General features: G+C 78.7%; 1 protein-coding gene. It reads right to left on the reverse strand.

Annotation, left to right across the window (positions count from 1 at the left end):
- Nucleotides 1–1,267 (reverse strand): zinc-binding dehydrogenase (locus ABD308_RS33820; RefSeq protein WP_344343556.1); only part of this gene is annotated, 1,267 nt, incomplete at both ends.

The raw sequence follows: 1,267 nt of genomic DNA on the forward strand, positions 1-1,267 counted from the left end.
GGCCGCCGTCGGCGCCGGGGGAGCGGACCAGGGCGATCCGGCGCGCGCCCAGCTCCGCCAGCCGCCCGGCCGCCGCCAGCGCGGCGGGCGTCGTGCCACCGGTCACCAGGTAGCCGGCGCGGCCCGCCCGGACGACCGCCGGGCTCGGCGGCACCGCGATCTCCGGGACCGGCTCGGGCCGCAGCACCAGCTTCCCCAGGTGCCGGGCCCGCGCCATCGCGGCGAACGCCTCCCGGGCCTCGCCGAACGGGTGCACGGTGACCGGCAGCGGCCCGAACTCCCCGCTGTCGAAGCCCCGCACCACCTCCGCGAACAGCTCGGCGAGCAGCTCCGGCCGGGCGTGGAAGGCGTGGTCGAGGTCCACCACGAACAGCGCCCGGTTCCCCTTGAAGTGGCCGAGGCCCACCGGGTTGTCGTCGAAGACGTCGCGCTTGCCCAGCTCGACGAACCGCCCGCCCGGCGCCAGCAGCGCCAGTCCGCGCCGCAGCGCCTCCCCGGTCAGCGAGTTGAGCACGACGTCGACCCCGCGCCCGGCGGTGGCCTCCGCGACCTGCTCGGCGAAGGCCGGCGAGCGCGAGTCCATCACCCGCTCCACACCGCCGAGTTCCCGCAGGAAGCGGCGCTTCTCCGGTGTCCCGGCGGTGGCGAACACCCGCGCGCCGCGACTGCGGGCCACCGCCAGCGCGGCCAGGCCCACCCCGCCGCTCGCCGAGTGGATCAGCACCGTCTCGCCGGCCCGCAGCCGGGCCAGCTCGACCAGCCCGTAGACGGCGGTCAGGAAGGCGACGGGAACGGCCGCCGCCCGCTCGTCGTCCAGCGCGGCCGGGCGGGGCGCCACCAGGTGCGCCTCGGTGGTGGCGTACGCCGCCAGCGCGGACGGCGCCACGGCCATCACCCGGTCCCCGACCCGGAAGCGCCCGACGCCCGCGCCGACCGCGCTGACCCGGCCCGCGCACTCCACGCCCAGCGGGGCGCTCCCGGTGGCGCCCGGGTAGGCGCCCATCGCCTTGAGCACGTCGCTGAAGTTCAGCCCGGCCGCCGCGATCTCGATCTCCACCTGGCCGGGGCCGGGCGCGGCGCGCTCCCACCGGGTCGGCGCCAGGCTCTCCAGCAGGCCGGGCCGGGCCGCCAGGATCCGGTGGTTGGTGTCCAGCTCCGGGTCGAACGGCCGCCGCTGCCAGCCGGGTTCGGTGCCGTCCGCGGAGTCCTGCGGCACCCGGACCGGGACGAACCCGGCCGGGCCGCGCAGCGCGGACGGCGGCTCCCC

This window comes from Kitasatospora putterlickiae (genome assembly GCF_039527695.1).
GTDB lineage: Bacteria > Actinomycetota > Actinomycetes > Streptomycetales > Streptomycetaceae > Kitasatospora > Kitasatospora putterlickiae.